Below are 23,956 nucleotides of genomic sequence, written 5' to 3' on the forward strand. Positions count from 1 at the left end.
CAGGCGGTTATCGCCGATCAGGCAGTTATCGCGGATGTGAGCGCTCATATCCGCGATAACTGCCTGATCGGCGATAACCGCCTGACATCGAACCGAATGCCATGTCACCGGATGGGCGATCCGCGGAACCCGGCAACGCGGCGAGACCTTCAGTAGACCGACGGCCACCCGTTGTCGTAGCGCAGCAGGTTGATGCCGATCTGCGCCGTGCCGGCGTCGTTGTAGTAGTGGTAGAAGAGCACGTCGGCGTCGGAATCGGCGAGCACCGTCTGGTGCCCGGGCCCGTGGACCGAGCCGTGGCCGGCGAGGATCTCGCTGCCGCCACCGCTGGTCATCGCCACGCCGTTCTTGTCGACGTACGGCCCGGTGATGGACGTCGAGCGCCCGGCCATCACGCGGTACGTCGAGTCCGCGCCGCGGCAGCACAGGTCGAACGACACGAACAGGTAGTAGTAGCCGTTCTTGTAGTGGATGGTCGGCGCCTCGATCGCGCCGCCGCCCCGGCCCGCGATGCCGTAGAACGACGTGCCGGACCGCAGGCCGGACGACGGGTCGAGCCGGATCATCTTGATCCCCGACCAGAACGAGCCGAAGCTCATCCACCAGTTCCCCGACTGGTCCACGGTGACGGCCGGGTCGATCGCGTTGAAGTCGCTGCTGGTGGTCGACTCGATGACGATCCCCCGGTTCGTCCAGGTCCCGGAGTTACCGCTCGGGCTGGTCGCGAGGAAGATCGCCGACTTGTTCGACCCGAAGGACGACGCCGAGTACCACATGTAGTACTGGCCGTTGGCGTACCGGATCTCCGGCGCCCAGAGGTTGAGGTTGCCGTTGGTGTACGGGGTGGTCCACGGCGCTCCGCCAGGGAAGGCGGCGCCCGCGTCGGTCCAGCGCGTGCGGTCGGTCGACGTCTTGAGCCCGACGCCGTTCGCGGTGAAGCCCATCAGGTACCGGCCGTTCACCTTGACCACGGACGGGTCGTGCGTGAAGGTGTCGCCGGACACCGCGCCCGGCCCCGGGTACGCCGCCGCGACGGTGCCGACCTTGATCAGCTGCCAGCGCTGGTTGGCGCCGTTGGTGTCGGTGTACTGCGAGATGCGCGCGCCGTTCGCCGTCGACCACTCCCACAGCTCCAGCGCCTTGCCGCTGTTGCGGTTGATGAGCTGGATGTCGCCGGACACGTCCTGCACGCCGAACTGCTGGTTGGGGTTGCCCAGGTCGGTCCACTGCACGACGTCGGCGCCGTCGGCGGTCGAGTGCTCGTAGACCTCGGCGACCAGGCCGCTGCAGCGGTTCTGCAGCCGGTAGTAGCCGCCCGAGCTCAGGAAGCGCCACTGCTGGGCGCAGGTGTCGTTGCGGGTGTACTGGGTGACCCTGGCGCCGGTCGCGGACGAGCCGTTCGCGATCTCCATCGCCTTGCCGCTGTGCCGGTTGACCAGCACGTACCAGGCGTTCGAGTCGATGGTCGCGGCGGACGCCGGTGCGGCGCCCGGGACGACCAGGTAAGCGAAGGCGAGCGCCAGCACGGCGAACAGCGTCAGTGCTGCCCGCGGAGCTCGCCGGCCGAGAACCCTCGTCGGTTCCATGAGACCTCCTCCTTGAGGTGTTAGCGATCACACGCGACCGCCAGAGGATAGTTTCCATCGATGTAGAGACCCCGTCAAGGAACTGAACCGCTACACCCCCGCCGCCGCCCACACGGACGCAAAACGATCCACAACCCACACCAAGATGGCGTCAGTAGCACATCGAATCCATTCGAAGTGGCCGAGAGCGGGTGGGAAGTTCTACTGACACTTTCCCAATTGCAGAGTGTGGCGAGGACGGAGGCTTGTGGGGTGGGGATTCCCGCAGCGGTCGGTCGGTAGGCTCGATCCGTGCAACCCGTCGCGCGCCCCACCACCTGGCAGCCCGTCGCCGTCGAGGTCTCCCTCACCACGACCGACGACGCCGTCCGCGTGCTGACAGGCCGCCGGATCGTCGCCCTGACCGGGGCCGGGGTCTCCACCGACTCCGGCATCCCCGACTACCGCAGCCCTGACTCCCCGCCGCGCAACCCGATGACCTACCAGCAGTTCGTCGGCGACGAGGCCTTCCGGCGGCACTACTGGGCCCGCAACCACGTCGGCTGGCAGCACATGCATCGCACCGCACCGAATCCGGGGCATCGCGCCCTGGCGAGGCTCGAGGAGCGCGGCATCCTGGCCGGGATCATCACGCAGAACGTGGACCTGCTGCATCAGGAGGCAGGCGCACGCAACGTCATCGACCTGCACGGACGCTACGACCGGGTAATCTGCCTGTCGTGCTCGCGCGTGGTCGCGCGCGCGGCGCTGGCCGAGCGCCTGGAAGCGCTCAACCCCGGCTTCGCCGAGTCGATCGGCGCCGTGGGCGACATCGAGATCGCGCCCGACGCCGACGCCGTCGTCGCCGAGACCGCGCACTTCCGCCCCGCGCCCTGCGAGTCCTGCGGCGGGGTGCTCAAACCCGAGATCGTCTACTTCGGCGAGAACGTCCCGCGCGCCCGCGTGGAGGAGGCCTACGCGCTGGTCGACTCGGCGGACGCCCTGCTCGTCGCGGGATCCTCGCTCACGGTGATGAGCGGCCTGCGCTTCGTGCGGCGCATGGCCAGGGACGGCAAGCCGGTCGTCATCGTGAACCGCGGCATCACCCGCGGCGACGTCCACGCGACGGTCAAGATCGACGACGGCACGAGCGAGGTGCTGGCGGAACTGGCGGAGCGGTTGTCCCCTCGGCCGTCGGTGCAGGTCATGGCGGCGAGGCACTGAGCCACCGGCGGTCCTCGCGGGCCGGGCCGTGGGCCGTGACGAGGACCTCGCCGAAGGCGTCCGGCGGGAGCGGGCCCTCCGTCGTCTGAAACCGGTCGAAGACGTCGAGGTGGGAGACCGCCAGGACGTCCGTCATGGTCTGGTCGACGGCGGCCCGGAGCAGCTCCGCGTCGATCACGCCGGTGCGGAACTCACCCGCGAACGTGTCGTCGCCGTTGTGCGGCTCCGGCGGGCGGGTGCCCAGCGCGCCCTCACCGGGCAGCGGCCCCGCGCCGTGGCGGGTCGCGTAGGTGCGGGTGCAGCCGATGGTGCGGACCTGGTCGATCCCGGCCGCGCGTGCCAGGGCGCGGGCGTTCGCGGGCGTCGTCGTCGACCACGTCGTGTGCGGCTGGAAGCCGAAGCACTCGTCGAGCCAGAAGCCCTGCGCGCCCTCGAAGACCGTGTGCCCCTCGCCCAGCGCCGCCAGGAGCTGGTCCGCGTCCACGACGTCGAGCACCGCGGCGTCGGCGACCTGCTGCTTCGCCGCCGCCGCGAGCCGGTCCGCGTCGAACGAGCCCAGGACGCCGTCGGACACCAGCGACTCGGCGACAGCGAGCGCCTTGGCGACGAACACCTCCGGCCTGGCGAGGTCGCGGACGCGCGGGGCCAGGTCCGGCCGGTCGAGGGCGAGGGCGACCGTCTCCCCGAAGCCCGTCCCCGTGGAGCCGTGCCGCCCGCCGCCGCGGGCCGTCTCGCGTGCGCGGTTCGCGAGGACGTGCGCGGCGACGGTGACGGCGCAGGCGCCGTCGGCCCGCAGCACGGGGTCCAGGCCGAACCGGGCGAGCGCGGCGCGCTCGGCGGCGGCCGACGTCGGCTCCACGGTGCAGTACCCGGAGACCCACGTCGGCACGCCGGCGAACGCGCCGGACCCGTACGAGGCGAACGTGTGGTGCCAGGCGCCGGCGATCACGTTGTGCGCCGCCTGGGGGCCGCCGTTGAAGCGGACCACCCGGTCGGCGCCGGTCGCGGCGACGAGGGCGTCGACGGTCGCGCCCTTGCCCTCGTCGCCGAAACCGAGCCCGACGACGACGTCGGCCGTCGCCTCGCGCTGTGTCACCGCAGGCCCCTGGCCGCGCCGCGGGCGTCGCGCCGGGCGCTCAGGCTCTGCCCGACCCGCACGGCGACCTCCTTGCCGGCGGCCGCGGTGAGGTCGTCGGTGATGGTGTCGAGGTCCTTGCCCTCCTCGAACCCGACGATCGCCGCGATCGTCTCGGCGATCGCGTTCGGGTCCTGCACGACGGTCAGCGCATCCGGGCCGAACAGGTTCTCGTAGAACTCCTGCGACCGCTGGTGCCTCGCCGACGCGTTGTTGATCAGCAGGATCCGCACGTCCCACGTCCTGGACACGTCCGCCGCGATCTCGGCGAACCCGAGCCCGCCGAGCGGCTGCGCGTCCCCGGTGAACTCGCGCACGTGCGCGGCGTCGATCGGTACCTGCTTCTCGTCCGCGACGAGGAAGACGTAGCCCTTCTTGGCGCGCTTGGCCCACGAGTCCGTCTCGGTGTGGTGGGCCAGGTAGTAGAGGAGCAGGTTGCTCGTCTCGCCGTTGTTGCCGCCGCCGCCGCCCTCCAGGAGGAGCAGGTCGAGGTTGTCGTCGATCCGGTTGTCCGACTCGAACTGGCTGATCTGCAACGGCACCCGGTCGCAGGTCGCGTCGCCGTAGGTCGCCACCGCGATCTGCGGGTCCGTCGCGTAGCCCCTGCCGACGAGCAGCCCGAACAGCGTCGCGAGCTTCGCCTGCACCACCCGCGGCACCGACCCCATCGACCCCGTCGAGTCGAAGCCGACGACGATCGGCAGGGACGCCGGGTGGTCGTCCCCGTCGCGCGACTCCCGGATGTTGCGGCCCGCCGCGTTGAGCCGCGTCGGGTCGAGCGCCTCGTGCGCCCGGTACACGCCGCTGCGACGGGCCGCCGCGTCGTAGCCGAACGTCGCGCCGGCCGCGGCGCGGCCGCCGGTCACGGCGTCGTAGGTGTCCCTGCTCCAGCTTCCGCCACCCATGTGGGTCTCCTTCTCGCTGCCCGACGGCGCCCGCGGGCGCCGTCTGTCTCGTTACTGTCACCTTTTATAAGGTCGTTCTGACCATACCAGCGGAGACGCCTCCGCCGCCAGGGGTTTCGCGGGTGAGATGTGCTCCGGGTCGCCGGCGCCCGCTCAGATCGGCGGGCGGTCCGGTTCGCGCAGCAGGTGCCAGGCCGGGCGGCCGTAGAGGCGGCGCGCCACCTGGTCGACGTCGCGGAGCAGGTCCGCGGGGTCGCCCGGATCCGCGGCATGACGGCGCAGCACGTCCGCGAGGTCCGGCGCGGGAGCCCCGGCCGCCAGAAGCAGCGCCGCCGACTGCGCCACCGTCAGCCGCGCGTCCGCCCGCGCCCCGCCGAGCCAGCGCGGCGGGGTGGGCGCCGTCGGGGCGACCTCCAGGCGTTCCCCCAGCCGGACGCCGGACCACCAGCCGTCCAGCCGCAGCCCGTGCTCGGCGGGATTCAGCACGACCGTCCCGGCGTGCACGTCACCGTGCACCCAGCCCGCCTCGGCCGCCTGCGCCGTTGCCGCGGCGAGCCGCTTGGCGACCCACACCGTGGTCCGCGCGTCGAGCCGCGGGAAGTCGGCGAGGAACCACCAGCGCGCGGACGCGTCACCGTCGTCGTACACGACGACGCCCGCCGCCGGGGGCGCGGCCGCCGGGACGGCGCCCCGGCGCGAGAAGAAGCCAGGGTGCCGGACGCCGGCGAGGGCGCGGTGGGCGCGGTCGGCGACGTCGGCCAGGTCCTCGAAGCCGGGCTCCGGACGCCAGAGGAGGGCGCCCGGCCCGTGGCGCCGGCCCGTCGCGACGCGAAGGCGGAAGTCGGGGCCCTCGTACAGGCCGGTGACGTGCGCGAATGCCTCGGCCGCGCGCGGGTGCGCGCAGACGTCCGGGTGCAGCGCGCGGCGCAGCGCCCGCAGCCCGGCCGGCGTCCGCGGCGTCCCGAGATCGCCCCAGGTCGCGGCGGCGAGCACGACATCCGGCGTCATCTGCCCTCCCCGTGGGGCGCACGCCGGAAGGGCGGGACGATCTCCGTCGCGTCGCCCGCGCGGTAGAGCTGGGCGCGCGGACCGGGGACACCGGTGCGAACCTCGTCCACGGGCTCCACGAAGCCCGGTACGGCGAGCACCTTGCGGCGGAAGTTCTGCAGGTCGAGCGCCTCGCCCCAGACCTCCGTGTAGACCGCCCGCAGCTCGCCGAGCGTGAAGACGCGCGGCAGGAACGACGTCGCGACCGTCGCGTACTCGAGCTTGGCCCGGATCCGCTCGACGGCGTCGGACAGGATGCGGGCGTGGTCGAAGGCGAGGCCGATCTCGCCGTCGACGACGTCGTCCACCGCCCACCACCGGGCGACGGCGGCGTCCGACCCCGCGACCGGATCCGGCAGGTCCGGGGCGAGCGCGACGTACGCGACCGACACGACGCGCATACGCGGGTCGCGGCCCGGGTCGGAGTAGGTGCGGAGCTGCTCCAGGTGGACCGGGGTGGAGCGGCCGATCCCCGTCTCCTCGATCAGCTCGCGCTTGGCGGCGGTGTCGGCGTCCTCGTCGGGCTCGACGAAACCGCCCGGCAGCGCCCAGGCGCCCTGGTACGGGTCGGCACCGCGCTCGACGAGCAGCACGTGCATCCGGCCGCCACGCAGCGTGGCGATGACGATGTCCACGGTGACGGCGAACGGGGGGTACGCGGAGGGGTCGTAGTTCTCGGGGGCAATGGGGCCTGACACGGTCACCTCGACTCGGGAGTTCTGTTTGGTCATAGTGACCATACTGCCGAACGGCGGCCGGCGCCAGCCTTTTCGAGGGGATTCCGCGAACTGCTCGTCAGCTCGGCCGGCGCGCCTCGAAGAAATCCTTCAGGAGGGCCGCGCACTCCGCCTCGCGGATGCCCGCGACGACCTCCAGCTCATGGTTCGAGCGGCGGTCCCGGGCCAGGTCCCAGACCGAGCCCGTGGCGCCCGCCTTGGGGTCCCAGGCGCCCAGGACCAGGCGGGAGACCCGGGCCAGGACCAGGGCGCCCGCGCACATCACGCACGGTTCCAGGGTGACGACGAGGGTGCAGCCCTCCAGCCGCCACTCCCCCCGTGCCGCCGCGGCGGCACGCAGGGCCAGGACCTCGGCGTGCGCCGTCGGGTCGCCCGCCGCCTCGCGTTCGTTGCGGCCGGCGGCGATCGTGCGGCCCCTCTCGTCCAGGACGACGGCGCCCACCGGGACGTCGTCGGACACGAGCGCCCCGCGCGCCTCGGCGAGCGCGGCGCCCATCGCGAGCTCCCACGTGGCCGTGCGCTCGGCGAGCGTCACACCGGGAAAGCCGTCGGTCATGCCGCCCAGCCTACGAGCCCGCGGGTAACGTGACCTCCATGCGCCTGCATGTCGCCGACCACCCCCTGGTGGACCACAAGCTCACCGTCCTGCGGGACGAGACCACGCCGTCCGCCACCTTCCGGCTCCTCGTGGACGAACTCGTCACCCTGCTCGCCTACGAGGCCACGCGCGGCATCGCCACGGAGCCGAAGGAGATCCGTACGCCGATCCAGCCGATGACCGGGGCGCGGATCGCCGCGCCGGCCCCGCTCGTCGTGCCGATCCTGCGCGCCGGGCTGGGCATGCTCGACGGCATGACCCGCCTGCTGCCCACGGCGGAGGTCGGCTTCCTCGGGATGATGCGCGACGAGGAGACCCTGCAGGCCGTCACGTACGCGAACCGCCTGCCGGACGACCTGACCGGACGGCACGTCTTCCTGCTCGACCCGATGCTCGCGACCGGCGGCACGCTGGTCGCGGCCATCGACTACGTCGTGGAGCGCGGGGCGCGGGAGGTCACCGCCGTGTGCCTGCTCGCGGCGCCCGAGGGGCTGAAGGTCGTCGAGGAGGCCTCCGGCGACCGGGTGAACGTGGAGATCGTCGTCGCCGCCGTCGACGAGCGCCTCAACGAGAAGGCGTACATCGTCCCGGGCCTCGGGGACGCCGGGGACCGGCTCTACGGCGTGGTCTGAGCTACGGCGTGGCCTGAACCGAGGGCGTACCCGCCGGGGCCGGTGACACGACGGGCGACGGCGTCGGCCGCGACGCGTCGTGGTGGTGCTGGTGGTGTCCGTCCGTGGACGTCTGCGTGGTCTGCCCGCGCTCGGCCGGAGTGGGCGACGGCGTCGGCGTGCAGCCGCCGAAGAGCGCCGTGATCCAGGCGGTCGCCCCCGAGTCGGCGGAGCAGTCGGTCGTCGGCTCGCAGGCGACCGGCGGTACCGCGTAGCTCTTCTCGACCGTCCGCTCGGCGCCCTCGAGGTGACGGCTGAGCTTCAGCACCACGTGCTGGTCCCGGTCGAGCCAGACGGCGCCGTCGAGCGCCAGCCGGGTCGTACCGTGCGCGGGCACCTGCACCGGCTCGCTGACCCGGCCCGACCAGGGGCGGACCAGCCTGGCGGTCCACGCCACGTCGCCCGAGTTGCGCACGTCCGCGACGAGGTGGGCGTAGCCCTCCACGCACTGCGCGGTGACCTCCGCCTCGACCGCGCCCTCCGGCCAGCTCACCTGCGCGCACGAGCCGAACGTCACGTCCACGTCGCCCAGCGTGCGGCCGGCGCCGATCACGAGCGGCAGCGTTCCGGTCCCCCACGGCACGGACACGGTGAGCGTCCCCGTCTCGCCGGGCGGCACCTGGAGCTCCGCGTCGCCGAGCCGGAACGTCACCGGCAGCGTGGAGGCGGTGTTGTCCACCGGGACGTGGAACCTCCCGGTCGAGACCTGACGCCCGGCGTCGTACGTGCACTCCGCGCCCATCGTGCGCTCCGCGGTGTACGACGGCGCGACGACGGCCCCCCGGTACGCGGCCTTCGGCGAGGTCGCGGGCTTGGCCGGGCTCGCCGGCTCGTCGCCGTCCTGGTCCGGGGTCCAGCGGCCGAGCTGGAACGAGACGGAACCGTCGGAGATGCGCTTCTGCCCGGTGGCGACCGCGAACGTCCCGCTGGCGCCCGGCTCGACCGTCTTGGTCTCCGAGGCGAGCTGGCCCGCCTTCGCGTTCACCACCATCTTGACGGTCATCGGCTCGTCCGAGGTGTTCGCGAGCGTGCCCTGCACGCCCACCGCGCCGCCGTCGTTCACCGTGGCGGCCTTCGCCTTCGAGTCCCAGGCGGGGGCGTAGCACTCGGCGCCCGCGTGGCTGCCCGCGGGAACGCGGAACTCGTAGGTGACGCCCTCCACCGTGCGGGTGAGCAGCCAGTTCCCCGGGCCCGCCGGAACGCGGATGCCCTCGTCACGCCGGAGCGTGACGCTCTCGCCCGGGGCGAGGAGGTCCGGGTGCGCGACCGACGCGCCGCCGGCCTCCAGGGCGACGGCGACCTGGTACTGCGTCGTGTTGGCGTAGGTCGCGGCGAGCTCGGTCCGCGCCGTCCGCAGGCCGCCCTTCTCGGTGCACACCGCCGTGACCTTGCCGGCGCCCTCGCCGGCCCCGGCCCAGGCGGTCGTCACGTCCAGGCGCGCGCGTGCGCTCTGGGTCGCCGCGGCGCCCGCCGGCGCCACGCTCGCCGTCCCGCTGGCGGGGACCACGGCGGCCCGGGCGTCCGGTGGCACCGCGACCAGGGCCAGCGGCAGGTCGCGCCACGCGCCCGGGGCGAGTTCCACGGACTCCCGCGGGGCGCACGACCAGGTGCGCGACTCCCCGCCCGTGCAGGTGAGCGCCTCCTGGACCGCCGCCGGGCGCACGCCCTCGGGCAGGGAGACCGTCATCGACCAGCCCGGCGCGGCGCCCTGGTCACCCGTGTTGCCGACCCGCACCGGCAGGGCACCCGTCCCGGGCGAGGCGATCTGGGTCGCGTCGGTCAGCGCGGTGAGCTCCGGGCCGAACGGCGAGACCTCGCGTGCCGGGAGCGCGATCGACAGGGCCTCGACGCCGTCGGCCCACAGCTCCGCGATGATCGGGTAACTGCCGCCGGACCACGCCTGGACCGTGACCTGCATCTGGTGCGCCTCGCCGGCGCCGAGCGCGCCCACGGTGCAGAGCACCGTGCCGGGGGCGGCGTCGGGCGTGCAGAACGTGCCCACGCCGCCGGTCTTCGACGGGGCCGACGACGACGGGGTCGCGGGCTCCCCGGACCGCGGTCCCGAGCCGTTGGCCGGCACGTTCCCGTCCGGGTCCGTCCCGGTGGTGCCGCCGTCGTCGCCCGGCGCGTTCTGGCCGGGCTCCGTCGCCGGGGTGTCGCCCTCGCCCTCCGGCGGGCCGGCGGCAGGGGCGTCAGCCCCGTCGTCGGCGTCCTCGGCGGTGGTGGCGGCGAACCCGCGGCTCCACGCGGCGCCGGACGGGCCCTCCTGGGCCGCCGGCACCATGCCCTCGGGGAGCTGCAGCCGGACGGTGGTGCCGGTGGTCGCGGTGTCACCCGTGTTCACCAGTTCGAGGACGAGGTTCTGCGGGCGGCGCGGTTCCAGCTCCGCGCCGGCCCCCTCGAACGCGATGCCCAGCTTGCCGCCCGCCACCGGGAGCAGGTTGGTCGGGTCGGCGGGGTCCTCCTCCGCGGGCGGTGCCGACGCCTCGGTGCCGCCGCCCTCCGCCCCCGGCACCGCCGGCGTGGGCTCGGGCCGCTGGACGGCCGCCGCCGGCGCCTGGTCCGCGGGCTGCTCCTCCTGGGGGGCGAACGGCCCCATGAGCTGCAGAGCCGCGACGACACCGACGGTGGCGACCGTGACGAGACCCGCGCCGATCGCGCCGGTCGTCGCCGCCGCGCCACCCGCGCCGACGACGCCCGCGGCCGTGGCGCCGGCGGTCATCCCCGCCACGCCCGCGGCGGTGACCAGCGAGAGCCCCGCGGTACCGGCGGCACCCGCCGTCGCGCCGGCGGTCGCCGCCGCGGTCGCTCCTGCCGTCGCGGTCGACCCGGCCGCGGCCGTCGCGCCCATGCCGGCCGCGGCCGTCGTCGTCCCCGCTCCGGCGCCCGCGGCGCCGGCCGCCGACGCACCGCCGACGGCGCCTGCCGCGCCGCCTCCCGACGACGCACCGGCCCCGATCGTCGACGCGGCCGACGACGCCGCCTTCACCGCGCCCGCGAGGCCCGCCCCGACCGGGATCGCGGAGCCCACGAGCGCCAGCCCCGCGGCGCCGAGCACCAGCGGCGCCACGACGCACTTCATGCCGTGCGCGACATCGGCCAGCTCGAGCACGAGTGCGCTGCACGTGCCGCAGGTGGACAGATGCGCCTCGATCTTCGCCTTCTCGCGGCGGGACAGGCTGCCGCGCACGTACCCGCCGAGGTGCGGGTTGACGGCGCGGCAGGTGTCCGACGGCGCATGGGTGAGGTGCTGCTGCAGGTAGCCGTCACGCAGGGCGTCCTTGGCGCGGTACAGCAGCGCCGAGACCCCGTTCGGAGTGAGGCCCAGCACGGGGGCGACCTGCGCGGGCTTGAGATCGTCCACCAGGCAGTACCAGAGCACCTCGCGCCAGCGCTCGGGGAGCGAGAAGTACGCGCGCGAGACCACCGACCGCTCGAAGCCCTGCAGGGTCGGGTCCTCCGGGGAGGCCACCTTGCCGAGCGCCGCCTCGATCTCGACGTCCTCCGCCGGGCGCATACGCGTCGCGCCGCGTGAGACGTCGTAGGCACGGTGGCGCACCACGGTGTACAGATACGTGCGGAAGCCGCTGTCCGGGCCCAGGCCGCGGCGCAGCATCTCGTAGAGCTTGCTGAACGCGTCGGCGACGACGTCGTCGGCGTCGGACGGGTTCGTCACGTACTTGGTCGCAAGAGCCCGGGCGGCCGACGCGTGCCGGGTGTAGAGCGCGCCGAACGCCTCCCGGTCTCCCGATCGGACCTGGAGAATCAACTCGGCGTCACTGGGCGCGTCCCCTGCGCCGTGATCGACTTGCGTCACATTCCCATCCTCGCCGCCGTGCCCTGCCATAGGACCCGTACCCGCCGAATTTCCACCGCCGGGCGACAGTGCGCACACACCTGCCGGATCAGACTATAGGCCCTCGGGGCCTGTAGCCGGGAGGGTGAAACTCCGGATGAAATCCGCAGACCAGTGGACTCTCACCCTGGAATGTGCGTCATGATGTATCCCCGTGGGGGTCCAACAATCATGAGCGAGTCACAGCAGAAGGCGCGGAACCCCATCCGCAGCCTGCGTGAACGCTGGCGCGACGAAAGCCTGGCGACCGTGTGGATCCGTCCTGGGGACTGGTATCACCCGGCGGTCGAGGCCCTCGCGGAAGCGGTGGCGGACGAACGGCCGGCGGAGCCACCCGCCGAGCGGCTCGGTGCTGCCCGCGCGGCGGTCGGCGCGGGGATCGCCGAGGCGCTCGACGACGTGATCGTGCTCTTCGGCGTCGCGGGACTTCCCGTCCCGCCCAAGGTGATGCGCGCGCTGGCGGTCGGCTGGGTACGGGAGCACGAACGGGTGCCGCTGCAGGTCACCGCACACGACCCCGCCACCGGGCTGCCGACCGGGGAGTACCTCGGGGAACGGCTGCGCGAGACCTACGGCGGGGCCCAGCGCGAGGGCGTCGAGGTGACCACCACGCACTGCCTCCTGATGCTCGACGTCGGGATCGGCGATCTCGACACCTGGCAGCGGCTGGCGCGGTCGGCGGCGATCGGGCGCACGTTGCACCAGGTGTTCGGCGAGGGGCATCCGATGGCGGCGATCAGCGACGCCACCTATGCGGTGCTGTGCGAGCGCGGGCCCGCCACGGCGGATCTGGGTCAGGCGCTCCGGCGTGTCGTCGAGCGGAACGCCGAGGTGCTCGGGCTGACGGCCGAGGTGCGGCGGCCCACGCGGGTGTGGCTGGAGCGGCTGCCGTCGTCGCACGACGCGGCGTTGATGCTGCTCGCGCACCTGAGTCGCTGAGCGGACGCAAGGACGGGCACAAGGACGGCGGCGGACACGGTCTCGTGCCCGCCGCCGTCCTTGCGTCCGGTCAGTGGGCCTGAAAGGTGAGGCAGTCCGCGTGGGCCGGGTCCTGGGGGCCCGGGCCGACGCGGATGGAGCCTGCCGTGCACTCCAGGTGGTCGTTGTGCGCGCACTCGCCGCGCTGGCAGGCGCCGACGTGCGCGACGACCTTCTCCAGGCCGCCCTTGGTGCTCAGCGGGATGAACGTGGCGCAGGCCGCGTCGCCGGCGTGGCCGGCGATCGTGACCGCGCCGGCGTGACAGCCGTGGTCGTGGTTGTAACCGCAGCCCTCCACCGAGCATTCGGCGACCTCGGGCATCTCCATCAGCGTGCTCATGCTCGTCTCCCTGGTCCGAAGGGTGCTCCCGGGCCGGCCCCGGTGTTCCTTGGTGACCCGACAAACATATTCCAGAATTACCCCCCGCGATAGGCAGGAAAGGCTTGCCTGAACGGCGCCGTGGGTCACGTCCGGGAATTCTATTTACGAAAGAATTGCATGGGGAAAATCAGCGTTGCGGCCGGCGCTGGGGGCGCCAGAGCACGAGGGCGCCGGATGACCTGGCACGACGGGAGGCCTCGGCGTGGTTGAGGGCGCCGGCCTCGATGATGACCTCCTCGCGCCGGACGCGCTGCCCGCGAGGCACGACGACGACGTCGCCCGTCGGGCCGGCGGCGAAGACGCGGCCGCTCTGCTGGAGCTGGATCAGGGCCTGCTCGAGCTTGGTCTCCAGCTGGGAGACGTGGGCCTCGAGGTCGAGGATGCGCTTGATGCCCGCGAGGTTGATGCCCTCGACCTGGGCGAGTTCCTGGACCTGCAGGAGGCGGGCGACGTCGCGCTGCGAGTAGCGGCGGCCCCGGCCCCGGGTGCGGCGCGCGACGACGAGCCCGAGCCTGTCGTACTGACGCAGGGTCTGGGGATGCATCCCGGCGAGCTCGGCCGCCTGGGACACGGTGAGGACGGGCGCGTCGTCGGCCGCCATGGGGTCTCCTATTCCTTGGCACGCTCCGTGAGATCAGCCCGGGGGTCCGTGCCGTCGCTCGCCGCCACGAACTCGTCGAGCGCGGCACGCGCCTTCTTGCCGAGGTTCTGCGGCACGACGACCTGGACCGTGACGAGCAGGTCTCCCGTGCTCCTCGGAGTCTGCACCCCGCGGCCCTTGGCGCGCAGCACCTTGCCCGACGCGGTGCCCGCCGGCAGCTTCAGCTTCACCGTCTCGCCCGACGGCGTCGGGACCTCGACCGTCGCGCCGAGCGTCGCCTCCGGGAAGGTCACCGGCAGGGTGAGCCGGACGTTCGCGCCGTCGAGCCGGAACACCGGGTGCTCGGCGACCCGGACGGTGACCAGGAGATCGCCCGGCTGGCCGCCGCCGGGACCCGGACGGCCCTTGCCGCGCAGGCGGACCTTCTGGCCGTCGTTGACCCCGGCGGGGATCCGCGCGGTGAGCTTGCGGCCGTCGACGGTGAGTTCCACCGTCGCGCCCTCGAGCGCGGTGCGGAACGGCAGGGTGGTCGCGGCGCTGACGTCCGCGCCCCGCTCCGCCGCGCGGAACCCGGCCGGGCCGCCCGCGGCGCCGCCGAACATGCCGCCCAGGATGTCCTCGAAGCCCGCGGCGCCCGGGCCGCCGGGCCGGCCCTGCGAGTACCGCACGCGCGGGCCGCCCGCGGCGCCCGCGCCACCCCCGCCGAACATGGCCCCGAGGATGTCCTCGAAGCCGTTCGCGCTGCCGCCGCCCGGACCCGCCGAGAAGCGCGCGCCGCCGGCCATGGCACGGATCGCGTCGTACTGCCGGCGCTGCTCGGCGTCCGAGAGCACCGCGTACGCCTCGCCGATGGCCTTGAACCTGGCCTCGGCCGCCTCGTCACCCTGGTTCTGGTCCGGGTGGTGCGTCCGGGCCAGCTTCCGGTAGGCCTTCTTGATCGTCGCGTCGTCGGCGTCCTTGGGGACGCCGAGCACGGCGTAGAAGTCCTTCTCCATCCAGTCCTGACCGGTCACGGCACCTCACTCTCCTCCGGCGGGCGCGGGCGGCCCCGGCCGCCCGCGCCCGCCACCTGCGTCACTCCGGGCCGACGACGCCGACGCGGGCCGCGCGGACGACCTTCTCACCGATCTTGTACCCCGGCTCGACGACGAGGTTCACCGTCGTGCTCGTGGCCTCGGCGTCGGTGTTGTGCATCAGGGCGTCGTGCACCTGCGGGTCGAACTCCTCGCCCACCCGGCCGAACCGCTCCACGCCGAACTTGGCGAGCGACTGGTCCAGCTTCTCGGCGATGGCGGCCATGGGGCCGCTGAGCTCGCCGTGCTGCTTGGCCCGCTCGACGTCGTCGAGCACGGGAAGCAGCGCCGCGAGGACGTCCTGGACGCCCTGCTTGCGCGCGGCCTCCTGGTCGCGGATCGCGCGGTTCCGGTAGTTCGTGAAGCTGGCCCGCTCGCGCTGCAGCGCGTCGAGGTGCTCCGCGGCCTCCGCCTTGGCGGCGAGCACCGCGGCGTCGTCGGACGCCTCACCGGACGGCTCGAAGTCGAGCGCCTCCAGCGGGTCGGCGCCCGCGGCGTCCGCCGCACCAGCACCCGCACCAGCACCCGCGGCGGCATCCGGTGCCTCGGGCCCCGGCGTACCCGCGGCGCCGCCGGCGGAGTCGCCGCCCGCTGCACCCGCGGCACCGGCCGCGGGCGTGCGCGGCGTGCCCGCCTCGGGGTCGACCTTGCGCTTGTCCCGGAACTCGAAGGGGCGCCCGCCCGAGCCCTCGGGCTCGGGCGAGGCCTGCGGCGTCTGGTCGCTCACTTCTTGTCCTTGTCGGCCTCGTCGTCCACGATCTCGGCGTCGACGACGTCCTCGTCGGCCGCGGGCTTCGGCGCGCCACCGGCCGGGGCGCCGTCGGCGCCCGGCTGGCCGCCCTCGGACTCGGCCGCCGCGTACAGCGCCTGGCCGATCTTCTGGGAGGAGGCCCCGAGCTTCTCGTAGGCGGACTTCACGGCGGCGGCGTCCTCGCCCTCCAGGGCGGTCTTCACCGCGGCGACGTCCGCCTCGACCTCGGACACGACGTCCGCCGGGAGCTTGTCACGGTTGTCCGCGATCTGCTTCTCCATCGAGTACGCGAAGGCCTCGGCCTGGTTTCGGGTGTCCGCGTCCTCGCGCCGCTTCTTGTCCTCCTCGGCGTGCGCCTCGGCGTCCTTGACCATGCGGTCGATGTCGTCCTTGGGGAGGGCCGATCCGCCGGTGATCTTCATCGACTGCTCCATGCCCGTGCCGCGGTCCTTCGCGGACACGTGCACGATGCCGTTGGCGTCGATGTCGAACGTGACCTCGATCTGCGGCACGCCGCGCGGGGCCGGGGCGATCCCGGTGAGCTCGAACACGCCCAGCGGCTTGTTGTCGCGGGTGAACTCGCGCTCGCCCTGGAACACCTGGATCGCCACGGACGGCTGGTTGTCGTCCGCGGTGGAGAAGACCTCGCTGCGCTTGGTCGGGATCGCGGTGTTGCGCTCGATGAGCCGCGTCATGACGCCGCCCTTGGTCTCGATGCCGAGCGAGAGCGGGGTCACGTCGATGAGCAGGACGTCCTTGCGGTCACCCGAGATGACGCCGGCCTGCAGCGCGGCACCCACGGCCACGACCTCGTCCGGGTTGACGCCCTTGTTGGGGTCCTTCCCGCCCGTGAGCTCCTTGACGACCTCGGTCACCGCGGGCATGCGGGTGGAGCCGCCCACGAGCACGATGTGGTCGATGTCCGCCACGGAGATGCCCGCGTCGCGGATGACCGCGTGGAACGGCTCCTTGGTGCGGTCGATGAGGTCCTGGGTCATCTGCTGGAACTGCGCCCGCGTGAGCTTCTCGTCCAGGTGGATGGGGCCGTTCTCGCTCATCGACAGGTACTGCATCGAGATGTTGGTGCTCGTCGCGGAGGAGAGCTCCTTCTTCGCCTGCTCGGAGGCCTCGCGCAGGCGCTGCAGGGCGATCTTGTCCTTCGACAGGTCCACGCCCGAGGAGTTCTTCACCTGCTTGATGAGGTGCTCGACGACGCGCTGGTCCCAGTCGTCACCGCCCAGGCGGTTGTCACCCGAGGTGGCGCGCACCTGGATGGTGGAGAAGTCGTCCTCGTCCTTGCCGACCTCGAGCAGCGAGACGTCGAACGTGCCGCCGCCCAGGTCGAAGACGAGGATCAGCTCGTCCTCCTTGCCCTTGTCCAGGCCGTACGCGAGCGCCGCCGCCGTGGGCTCGTTGACGATGCGCTGCACCGTCAGGCCCGCGATCTGGCCGGCGTCCTTCGTGGCCTGGCGCTCGGCGTCGTTGAAGTACGCCGGGACGGTGATGACGGCCTCGGTGACCGGCTCGCCCAGGTACTCCTCGGCGTCGCGCTTGAGCTTGCCCAGGATGCGGGCCGAGATCTCCTGCGGCGTGTACGTCTTCTCGTCGATGTCCTGCGTCCAGTCCGTGCCCATGTGGCGCTTGACGGACGAGATGGTGCGGTCGACGTTGGTCACGGCCTGACGCTTCGCGACCTCGCCCACCAGGACCTCACCGGTCTTGGAGAACGCGACCACGGACGGCGTCGTGCGCGAGCCCTCCGCGTTCGCGATGACGGTGGGCTCGCCGCCCTCCAGGACGGCGACCACCGAGTTGGTGGTGCCCAGGTCGATACCGACAGCTCGGGACATGAGGTTCTCTCCTTCGCAGGGGGTCCGGCGGCGGCCACGGGACGGCCGCCACCGCACGGGTTGAGTCTGCTGCACTCAACTTAGGTCGCCGGCGCCGGACTGGCAAGCCGAGGGCGCCGAAGTTGAGTCCGCCAGGCTCAACTCCCGGGAACCTCCTCGAGTTCCCGGGGCACGCCGGCAGCGGGCGGAACAGGCGGGACAGGCGGGACGGACGCAGCCACCCGGCGGCGGCGTCGTCCCCCGCGGATCAGCAGCACCACCAGCAGCACCGCGCCGAGGGCGAGCAGCACCACCCCGATCCCCACCCAGAGCGCCAGGCCCGCGAGCTGCGCGGTCCGCGCGGCACCCTCGTCCGCGTCCGTCAGCCGGCCGGCGTCCAGGTCACGGACGGCGGCGTCGGCCCCGGCACGCACTCCCAGCACGGTCTCGCCCAGCTCGGTGAACGGATCGCCGGTCGCGCCGACCCGGCGCACGACGTCGCTCACCCGCTCCGTGATGCCCGCGGCGCGGGGGATCGTCTCGCGGAGCACGGCGTACTCGTACGTGAGCGTCGCCGTCTCGTACATCTCCTGGAGGGCCGACGGCGCCGGGAAACCGCCGGCCGCGGCGGCGTCCTGCACCCGGCGGGCGGCGCCGGGAACGTCCGCGAGCGCCTTGCGTTCCGCGGCCGCCTCCTTGAAGTCCCAGGTCGTCATCCGGAAGCGCAGGCCCTCGGGCGGCGTCCAGGCGCCGTCGGCCTCGTCGTAGGCGAGGTACTGCTCGCGCTCCTTGGCGCGGGCCGGGAGCTCGGCCTTCTGCTTGTCCGTGAGCACCCACTTGGCGAGGATCTTCTGGGCGTCCTGCACGTCCGTCCGGTCCTCGATCAGGTCGAGGAGGCGCCGCCAGTCGGCCGGTTTCAGCGTCCGCTCCGTGGTGTCCAGGTACGCGGACTCCCCGTCGAGCAGGGCGGAGACCAGGTCCGCGAACTGCTTGTCGTCGAGGCCGGCGACGAGCTTCTCGACGGTCGCGGGGGCCGCCGCGTAGGCGTAGCGCTCGCGGGCGTGGTCGACGTCCCGGAAGTCCGTGAACCCGCCCCAGTCGGCCAGCGCGACCGCGGCGTCCGCGTCGCGCGCGACGTCCTGCTCGTCCACCTTGCCGCCGAGCTGGCGCACGACCCGGCGCGCGACCGCCTCCGTCAGGCCCTCGACGAGCCACCGGCCCTCGACCGAGTCGCCGTTCACCCAGGTGTGGGTCAGCTCGTGGAGGAACAGCTGCTCGTCCAGGTCCTCGTCGACGACGATCTCCTCGTGCCTGGTGTCGTACCAGGCGAACCCGACCACCTCCGGGGAGACGTCCTCGCGGATCTCCTTGAGCCCGCCCGGCCAGTCCTGGCCGATCGTCTTCTCGACCACGGGGAGGCCCTTGCGGAGCGTCGCCTTGGCGAAGGCCGTCCATCTCGTGTCGCCGGGGAAGCTGAGCAGCGTGAGCTCCTGGCCGCCGACCTTGACCTTCGTCTTGTCGCTCGCACCCGCGTTGCGGAGCGAGACCGGGCTCCAGATCCCGTATCCGTCGGTGACCTCGCGCGCCGTCCAGACGGTCCGGTCACCCGACCTCTTCTCGGAGAACGAGGCGTTCACGCTCGTGAACTCCATCTCCCGGGGGACGTCGACCTCGACGCTCACCGCCCCGGGGTCGCCGACCGCCTGGGTCATGAAGGTCGCGTACCCCTTGCCGACCCGCGTGTAGCCCTTCGAGCGGATGGGCTCGCCCGCGATGGTGTAGCTCCACTGGATGGACCGGGTCTGCCCGTAGAGCAGCGGGGCGAACGAGGCCATCGCCCATTTCGTGCCGGGGTCCTCGGTGGACTCGTAGGCCACGGTCAGGCCGCTGCCGCCGCTCGTGGCGCGGACGTCCTGCGCGCTGCGCGGCACGGGGATGCCGTGCCGGTTCCAGTACCAGTACCGCAGCCCGACGTCAGGCTTGGCGTTGCGGATGGTCGTGCTGACCGTGACGCGGACCGTCTGCGTCCTGCCGTCGTACACGTAACGGCTGTGCGATTCCTCGGCCAGCCCGTCCGCGACGAGCGCGGGGAGCCGGACCGCCGGCGCCGGCGCCGCCGCGACGGGGGCGTGGACCGGGTCCGGGGCGGGGGGTGCGGCGGGAGCCGCCGTCGCGGTCGTACCGGGCGCCGTGCCGATCAGCGAGACGACGACGGCGAGGGCGCCGGCCACCGCCTTCGCTGCCGCAGGCACGGGCATCTTCCTGCGCGGGTCCATCAGCGGTAGTCCACCTGTTCTCATGTCGTGCCGCGCCGCTGCCGATCGGCGGCGCGTCCCGGAGAACCCTTGTCGGCCGGGCGTCCGCCGGTCAAGCGAGATTGCCCCAGCTCACCGGGTGAAATCCGCAGATTTCACCCGCGGATTGCCTGGACGTGGCTCCGTTTTGCCGGTCTAATCCGGTTCAGTGGGACGTGGCAGTCGGCGTGGCACCACGCCGTCGGCCCGTACGGCTGCCCCCGGGCAGCACCTGGGTGCGGAGAAAATCAACTCTCAGCAGGCGTGACTCCCCTGGATGCGATACACAGGTGCCACGATCGGACGCGCGCAGGGGGCGCGTCAGGTCCGGCCACCGGCCGATGGGTTCCACTGCTTGCACGAAGGGGGCCGCATGGCAAGCGTCCAGGGCAGTTCGTTGTCGATCGCTCTCCTCACCGCACTGCTGGACGCGGAGGAGAAGGGCCTGGCCGCGCCGTTGGTCCAGGATCTCCTGACCGAGGCGCTCCGCAGCCGGGGCGAGGCCCGCGACGTCATGGTCGCGCTGCTCGCCGCCTCAGGGTCGATGTTGCGCCAGATCAGCCGGCACAACGGCGACACGCCTCTCGCGTCCTTGCAGAAGGTCGCCCTCGGGTTTCACCTGAAGGTCGTCGAGCCGGGCTGACGACGGCTCCCGGTCCCGGTCCCGCGGCTTCACCCGCGCAGCGTCGCTCAGCGGCGCCCGCGAAGCCGGTCGATGTCGCGGCGCTCCCGCTTGGTGGGGCGCCCGGTCCCGCGGTCGCGCACGCCGACGGCCTCGCGCTCGACCCGCGTCGGCAGCGGCTCGCTGTGATCGAGGTACGCCTTGACGGCGAGCGGCGCGCCCACGCGCTTGGCGAGGAGCTCCACGACCTCGACGTCGCGCCCCCGCAGCGGATCGCGCCACGTCACGCGATCGCCGGCGACGACGGACGACGCCGCCTTGGCGGGCTTCCCGTTGATCCGCACCCGCCCGGCCCGGCACGCGGCGGCCGACCCCGAACGGCTCTTGAACAACCGGACGGCCCACAGCCACACGTCGACTCGCATCGCCCCATTCTCCACCGACGAGAACGGCCGGGGTAGTGGATTCGCCATGGAATCCACCACCCCGGCCGGTGCCCGTCCGATCAGCGACCGCTCATCCGAGGCCGGTCAGCTGACGCGGGTCCACGCGCAGCCGCCCGTCTCGAAGGCGCGCGCGCCCTCCGGGATCGTGACCGTCGTCGGCTCGGTCGGCCGGGCCTCGCGGATGACGTGCGAGCGCGACACGTTGCCGGTCGTGGCCGAGAGAAGCGCGTAGTAGCAGCTCCCGCCCGAGGGCGGCCCGGCCGTCACGTAGGTGCCGCGCTCCAGGTGGTCACCCACGACGTAGACGCCGTCCGACGCCGTGCTCCGCCGCCGCTCCGCCATCCCCGCGTAGTACGGCCGCCAGTCGCCGCACCCGTCGCTCCAGACCGCGTAGTCGCTCGGCTTCAGGGTGAGGATCCGCTGCCCGTACCCGAAGTCCTGGCCGAGCAGCTCGAAGTCCGACGAGATGCGCTCCCAGACGCACGACGACGTCCCCGCCTGGGCGATGTACGTCCCGGGCGGAACGCTGTCCCAGCCGACCAGCCAGCCGTTCTCCGCCGACGTGATGCCGACGGCGGGCCGCCCGATCGCCGAGGTCCGGTCGCTGGTGCGGGTCGTGGACGCGTACCCGTACCGCCTGGCCGTCACGGTGACGCTGATGCGCCTGCCGTACTGCGGGCCCTTCAGGGCGAGCGACCTCCCGGTCGCGCCGGAGATCGGGCGCCCGTCCGCGTACCACTGGTAGCTCAGGCCCGACGGCCCCGGCTTCCAGGTGCCCACGCTCGCCGTCAGCTTCCGGCCGACGGCCTTGCTGCCCGAGATCCGCGGGCTCGGCGACGACGAGAACGCCCTGCCGACGACGAGCCCCCGGGAGACGCTCGCCTCGGTCGCGTAACCGGTGCGCAGGCCCTCGACCCGGACCGACAGCGTCTTGCCCTTCTGCCAGGACTGCACCCGGTACGAGGAACCCCGCGCGCCGGAGATCGCGTTGCCGTTCAGCCGCCACTGGTACTTGAGGACGCTCGCCGACGGCGTCCAGGCCGGGACCTTCGCGTACACGGTCGCGCCCGGGGCCGCGGCACCCGAGATGTAGGGCTGCTCCGGGTCGAACGTGCCCCTGCCCACGGTGCCGCCGCCGACCGTCGTGGTCGCGTCGTCGTACCCCTTGCGGCTGGCGGTGACCGTCACCGAGATCTCCGTGCCGCGCCTCGACGACGTCGGGACGTAGGCGAAGCCCGTCGCGCCCGAGATCGCCGCGCCGTCGGACCTCCACTGGTACCGGAACCGCGCGCCCGAGGGGTAGTCGGTCCCGGCCTTCGCCAGGAGCGTCCCGCCCACCCGCACGGCGCCGCTGATCCAGGGGCTGCCGTTCATCGTGCCCTTCGCGACCAGCTCCGTCTGCGCGCTGTCGACCTCGGTCGGCAGGTATCCCGGGGCGCGGCCCAGGACCGCCACCTTGACGCGGCGGCCCAGGTCGTCGGGCCGGAGCTGGTACGTGCTCCGCGTCGCGCCCGAGATCATCTGGTCGCCGCGGTACCACTGGTACGTGAGCGTCGCCGCGGGCGTCCAGGCGGCGCCGTCGGCCACGGCCGTCAGCGTGGCGCCGACCTTCGCCGTACCCGTGATCTCGGGGGCCTGCGTCGCGGAGAACTCCATCGACTGCGCCAGCTGGTACGACCTCGCGACATCCAGGCGGCCCTCGCCGTAGACGTTGTTGTCGTCCAGGGTGCCGCCGCAGGCGAGCGCCGCGGAGGTCGACGGGTCCCGCGCGCCGTCGTCCAGGAGCGCACGGGTCCGCTGGACGTCACCGACGAGCGCCGGCACGGCGTCCCACAGGAGCGCGACGGCGCCCGCGACGTGCGGGGCGGCCATCGAGGTGCCGTCCCACTTCACCATCGAGCCGTCGGCCGTGACGGAGAGCACCCCGACGCCCGGGGCGGTGACGTCGGGCTTCACCGCGCCGCTCTGCCCCGGACCGCGCGACGAGAACGGCGCGACGGTCCCGCCCGAGGTCACCGCACCCACCGAGTACGACGCCGAACGCGAGCCGGGCGTACCGGAGCTCTCGCAGCCCGCCTCGCCGTCGTTCCCGTTGGCGAAGACGGCGAAGATCCCCGCGGCCTCCCAGGCCGTGACGACGTCCTCCATGAACGGGTCGGTCGAGAACGACGCACCCCAGGAGTTGTTCACGACGTGCGGGCGCATCGCGGGGTCCGGGTCGCTGCCGTCCCGGCGCGTCGGCTCGAGGAGCCACTGGCCGCCGCGGATCAGGCTCGTGTCCGCGCACCGGCCCGCGCAGCCGTTCGCGGCGATCCACTCGGCGCCCGGCGCGACGCCGAACCGGCGGGACTCGCCGTTCCAGTACTTCGTCCCGCCGATCATCGTGCCCATGGTGTGGGTGCCGTGACCGTCGGAGTCGCCCGGGACGGTCCGCCCGGTCCTGGCCGCGTCGAACCAGTCGTAGTCCGCGCCGCCGCTCGCGCCGCGCCAGGAGTCCGCGATGGACGCGTTCGCCCTGCTCACGCCCGTGTCGAGGCCGCCGACGACGATGCCCTGGCCCGTGAAGCCCATGGCCCACAGGTCATCGGCGTTGACGGCGGAGATGCCGCTCGTCGGCGTCCCCGTGGCCAGCGTGCCCGCGGGCGCGCCCTCGTCCGCCGTCTCCTGCACGGGGGTCGCCTCGACCGGTGCCGGCGCCGCGTACGTCACCGTCGGACGCACCTGCGTCACCTCGGCGTCGGCGGCGAGCTCCGTCGCGAGCTCCAGCGACCCGTCGTGCACGAGGATCGCGTTCGACGCCCACTGCGTCTCGTAGGAGACGCCCGCGGCCTCGAGCTCCGCGACCACGCCCGCCTGCGACTGCTCGGCGGCTGCCTTCAGCGTGTCGACGACGTACTGCCCGCGCGCCGCCCAGTCCGCGATCCCGTAGGCCGCCGACAGGTCCGGCGTGTCACCGAAGCGCAGCCAGAAGTCCGTGGTGCCCTGCTGGTCGAACTTCTTGACCGCGGCGGACGTGATCTTCTCCTGCGCCGGCACGCGGACGGGCACGGGCCGCGACGCCGTGCCGTCGCGCCCCGGCGAGGCGGGAAGGAAGCTACGGGCAGTCGCCTGCCCCGCGCCGTCACCGGGCGGTGCGGCGACGGCGGTACCCGGCGTCGCCAGGACCACGACGGCCGCCGCACACGCGACGGCGCGCGTGAAGATGGGGTTCATGAATGCTCTCCGGGGGGTGCTGGAAGGGC

Annotated in this window: 19 protein-coding genes; 4 read left to right on the forward strand and 15 right to left on the reverse strand. The window is 73.2% G+C overall.

Features of this window, described 5'->3' with window-relative positions; translation table 11 throughout:
- Positions 1-149 precede the first annotated feature (149 nt).
- Positions 150-1,586, reverse strand: a complete 1,437-nt coding sequence (locus tag ABD208_RS20120) for a family 43 glycosylhydrolase (RefSeq protein WP_344106551.1) — start codon at positions 1,584-1,586, stop codon at positions 150-152.
- 291 nt (positions 1,587-1,877) lie between these two features.
- On the opposite strand from ABD208_RS20120, the gene ABD208_RS20125 reads away from it, so the two are divergent.
- Entirely contained in the window at positions 1,878-2,789 is a 912-nt protein-coding gene (locus ABD208_RS20125) for a Sir2 family NAD-dependent protein deacetylase (RefSeq protein WP_425561140.1), read from the forward strand.
- On the opposite strand, the gene ABD208_RS20130 is transcribed toward ABD208_RS20125, so the two are convergent.
- From ABD208_RS20130 to ABD208_RS20150, 5 genes are all read right to left on the reverse strand, one after another.
- A complete protein-coding gene (locus ABD208_RS20130; RefSeq protein ID WP_344106553.1) occupies positions 2,770-3,885 on the reverse strand; it encodes an adenylosuccinate synthetase in 1,116 nt (371 codons plus the stop codon). The genes ABD208_RS20125 and ABD208_RS20130 overlap by 20 nt on opposite strands.
- On the reverse strand, positions 3,882-4,829 hold the full coding sequence (locus ABD208_RS20135) for a hypothetical protein (protein WP_344106555.1): 948 nt from the start codon (positions 4,827-4,829) through the stop codon (positions 3,882-3,884). The genes ABD208_RS20130 and ABD208_RS20135 overlap by 4 nt, the downstream gene beginning before the upstream one ends.
- 153 nt (positions 4,830-4,982) lie before the next feature.
- Positions 4,983-5,837, reverse strand: a complete 855-nt coding sequence (locus tag ABD208_RS20140; protein ID WP_344106557.1) for a hypothetical protein — start codon at positions 5,835-5,837, stop codon at positions 4,983-4,985.
- Complete coding sequence (locus ABD208_RS20145) at positions 5,834-6,574, reverse strand: NUDIX hydrolase (protein ID WP_344106559.1); 741 nt, start codon at positions 6,572-6,574, stop codon at positions 5,834-5,836. The genes ABD208_RS20140 and ABD208_RS20145 overlap by 4 nt, the downstream gene beginning before the upstream one ends.
- A gap of 97 nt (positions 6,575-6,671) precedes the next feature.
- Positions 6,672-7,109 (reverse strand): nucleoside deaminase, encoded by a 438-nt coding sequence (locus ABD208_RS20150; RefSeq protein WP_344106614.1) that lies wholly within the window; start codon positions 7,107-7,109, stop codon positions 6,672-6,674.
- Between the two features lie 98 nt (positions 7,110-7,207).
- Here ABD208_RS20150 and upp point away from each other — a divergent pair, with 98 nt between their 5' ends.
- The gene (gene upp / locus ABD208_RS20155; protein WP_344106561.1) at positions 7,208-7,843 is read left to right on the forward strand and encodes a uracil phosphoribosyltransferase; all 636 of its coding nucleotides are present in this window, start codon (positions 7,208-7,210) and stop codon (positions 7,841-7,843) included.
- A gap of 1 nt (position 7,844) precedes the next feature.
- Here the strand turns inward: upp and ABD208_RS20160 are convergent, their stop codons facing one another.
- Complete coding sequence (locus ABD208_RS20160; protein ID WP_344106563.1) at positions 7,845-11,699, reverse strand: sigma-70 family RNA polymerase sigma factor; 3,855 nt, start codon at positions 11,697-11,699, stop codon at positions 7,845-7,847.
- A gap of 210 nt (positions 11,700-11,909) precedes the next feature.
- On the opposite strand from ABD208_RS20160, the gene ABD208_RS20165 reads away from it, so the two are divergent.
- Positions 11,910-12,677 (forward strand): hypothetical protein, encoded by a 768-nt coding sequence (locus ABD208_RS20165; RefSeq protein ID WP_344106565.1) that lies wholly within the window; start codon positions 11,910-11,912, stop codon positions 12,675-12,677.
- Positions 12,678-12,747: 70 nt separating this feature from the next.
- Here the strand turns inward: ABD208_RS20165 and ABD208_RS20170 are convergent, their stop codons facing one another.
- The 6 genes from ABD208_RS20170 to ABD208_RS20195 form a co-directional block, all read right to left on the reverse strand.
- The gene (locus ABD208_RS20170) at positions 12,748-13,056 is read right to left on the reverse strand and encodes a DUF1540 domain-containing protein (RefSeq protein ID WP_344106567.1); all 309 of its coding nucleotides are present in this window, start codon (positions 13,054-13,056) and stop codon (positions 12,748-12,750) included.
- Between the two features lie 169 nt (positions 13,057-13,225).
- A complete protein-coding gene (locus ABD208_RS20175; protein ID WP_344106569.1) occupies positions 13,226-13,699 on the reverse strand; it encodes a heat shock protein transcriptional repressor HspR in 474 nt (157 codons plus the stop codon).
- 8 nt (positions 13,700-13,707) lie between these two features.
- Positions 13,708-14,712, reverse strand: a complete 1,005-nt coding sequence (locus tag ABD208_RS20180; RefSeq protein WP_344106571.1) for a DnaJ C-terminal domain-containing protein — start codon at positions 14,710-14,712, stop codon at positions 13,708-13,710.
- A gap of 61 nt (positions 14,713-14,773) precedes the next feature.
- Complete coding sequence (gene grpE / locus ABD208_RS20185; protein ID WP_344106573.1) at positions 14,774-15,499, reverse strand: nucleotide exchange factor GrpE; 726 nt, start codon at positions 15,497-15,499, stop codon at positions 14,774-14,776.
- Complete coding sequence (dnaK, locus tag ABD208_RS20190) at positions 15,496-17,373, reverse strand: molecular chaperone DnaK (protein WP_344106575.1); 1,878 nt, start codon at positions 17,371-17,373, stop codon at positions 15,496-15,498. The genes grpE and dnaK overlap by 4 nt, the downstream gene beginning before the upstream one ends.
- Positions 17,374-17,510: 137 nt before the next feature.
- On the reverse strand, positions 17,511-19,604 hold the full coding sequence (locus ABD208_RS20195) for a hypothetical protein (RefSeq protein WP_344106577.1): 2,094 nt from the start codon (positions 19,602-19,604) through the stop codon (positions 17,511-17,513).
- Positions 19,605-20,019: 415 nt separating this feature from the next.
- Between ABD208_RS20195 and ABD208_RS20200 the strand changes: the two genes are divergently transcribed.
- Positions 20,020-20,289: a hypothetical protein gene (locus tag ABD208_RS20200; protein WP_344106579.1), complete on the forward strand. Its 270-nt coding sequence runs from the start codon at positions 20,020-20,022 to the stop codon at positions 20,287-20,289.
- 47 nt (positions 20,290-20,336) lie between these two features.
- Here ABD208_RS20200 and ABD208_RS20205 read toward each other — a convergent pair whose 3' ends face one another.
- Positions 20,337-20,693 (reverse strand): RNA-binding S4 domain-containing protein, encoded by a 357-nt coding sequence (locus tag ABD208_RS20205; protein WP_344106581.1) that lies wholly within the window; start codon positions 20,691-20,693, stop codon positions 20,337-20,339.
- Between the two features lie 105 nt (positions 20,694-20,798).
- Entirely contained in the window at positions 20,799-23,927 is a 3,129-nt protein-coding gene (locus tag ABD208_RS20210) for a S8 family serine peptidase (protein ID WP_344106583.1), read from the reverse strand.
- Between the last annotated feature and the right edge of the window lie 29 nt (positions 23,928-23,956).

Origin of the sequence: Myceligenerans crystallogenes (assembly GCF_039529775.1) — a bacterium.
GTDB lineage: Bacteria > Actinomycetota > Actinomycetes > Actinomycetales > Cellulomonadaceae > Myceligenerans > Myceligenerans crystallogenes.